This is a genomic window from Roseomonas rosulenta (genome assembly GCF_016106005.1).
In the GTDB taxonomy this organism is placed as follows: domain Bacteria; phylum Pseudomonadota; class Alphaproteobacteria; order Acetobacterales; family Acetobacteraceae; genus Neoroseomonas; species Neoroseomonas rosulenta.
Map to the genome: position 1 here is coordinate 1 of NZ_JACADR010000499.1, position 1,635 is coordinate 1,635.

Sequence of the window (1,635 nt, forward strand, 5' to 3'; positions counted from 1 at the left end):
GTCCAGAAGGCGGCGGCGGCGCGCGCGGCGGCGGAGCCACCCTCAGCCCGCGCGGCGGCCTCGAAATAGGGCAGCGCGACCTCGAAGCGGCCGAGGCCCCAGGCGGCCAGGCCCGCAGCGAAGGCGGCGCGCCCGGTCTTCTCATGGCCGCCCCGCGCGACCTCGGAGGCCATGCGGAAGGCGGCCACATCCTCGCCGCGGCGGAACAGCGCGAGCGCGATGTCGGCGCGCAGCGCGGCGGAATAGGCCGGCGTCATGCCCCGCGTACGGCGAATGAGGTCGAGCGCGCCACGCGTATCCCCGGCGAAGGCGCGCTCGCGCACCGTGCGGTCCAGCGCCGGGTTGCGGGTGAAGCCGCGCGCCGGGGGCTCGCGCTCCTCGGGCACCGCCTCGCCATCCTCGGGCAGGATGGCTTCCACCGGGGCGGGCGGTATCGCGCTGCCCTCCGGCGCCAGGCGCACGAGCAGGGCGTGGATGGCGGGCGCGTCGGGCTGGTCGGCGTGGCGCAGCAGCCAGGCGCGCAGCTCCTCCGGTCGCGGTGCGGCGGCGCGCGGGCCGAGCCAGCGGTCGGCCAGCACATGGCCATCGAGCCGACGGTCGCGCAGCGCCTCGTGCTCGCGCGCGGCGGCGGCGGCATTGCCCTCGGCCTGGAGCTGGAAGATGCGCACCAGCCGCGCCGCATCGGCCGCGGCGAGCGGGCGCGGGATGGCGGCCGCTCCGGCACCCGACACAGCGGCGGCAGGAACGCCCGAGGCGGTCTGGTCGGCCCGTTGCGCTGCGGCCGGAAGGGGGGTTCCGAGCCAGAGCGGCGCGCCCATGGCGGCCACGAGGGCGGCGGGCGTGCGGCGGGCCATGGGGCAGATCGCACGCATGGCGGCGCCGAGTAACGGGGGCTTTGCCCATCCATGCAACGGCGATGAACGAGACAAATCCCGCAAAAAACGACGCGCCAATTGCAATCAGTTGGTTAACGCCCGCGGTGCAGACGCCATGCCCTCAGCCGCGCGGGGAGTCCGCATCGATGCTGCGGCGCAGCAGCAGCAGGTCGGCCCAGGCATCGCGCTTCGCCGCCGGGGTGCGCAGCAGGTAGGCGGGGTGCAGCGTGGCCAGCATGGGCAGGGTGCCGAGACCCTCGACCTCGACCTGGTGCCACCGGCCGCGCAGCCGGGTGATGCCGTCCTTCGCACGCAGCAGCGCCTTGGCCGCGACACCGCCCAGCAGCACCACGCGCTGCGGGCGCACCAGCGCGATATGGCGCAGCACGAAGGGCAGGAACAGCGCGATCTCGGCATCCGTCGGCGTGCGGTTGCCGGGCGGGCGCCAGGGCAGGATGTTGGTGATGTAGAAGCCGCCCTCCCGCGACAGCCCGACCGAGGCCAGCATGCGGTCGAGCAGCTGCCCCGACTGGCCGACGAAGGGGCGGCCGAGCCGGTCCTCCTCCGCGCCCGGCGCCTCGCCGATCATCATCAGGCCGCTGTCCGGGACGCCATCGGCGAAGACCAGGTTGGTCGCGGTCTCGCGCAGGGGGGAGCCGTCGAAGGCGGCGATGGCCTCGCGCAGCGCCTCCAGACTGCCGGCAGCGGCAGCGGCGGCGGCGGCGCGGGCGGCGAGCGGGGCGGGCGAAGCCGGCGCGGC

Annotated in this window: 1 protein-coding gene and 1 pseudogene; both read right to left on the reverse strand. The window is 75.9% G+C overall.

What is annotated here, in order from left to right:
- Positions 1 to 854: pseudogene (locus HW578_RS26275) on the reverse strand (lytic transglycosylase domain-containing protein); the annotation flags it as partial.
- A gap of 142 nt (positions 855 to 996) precedes the next feature.
- The coding region (locus HW578_RS26280; RefSeq protein ID WP_198373655.1) for a uracil-DNA glycosylase at positions 997 to 1,635 on the reverse strand (639 nt) is incomplete at its 5' end.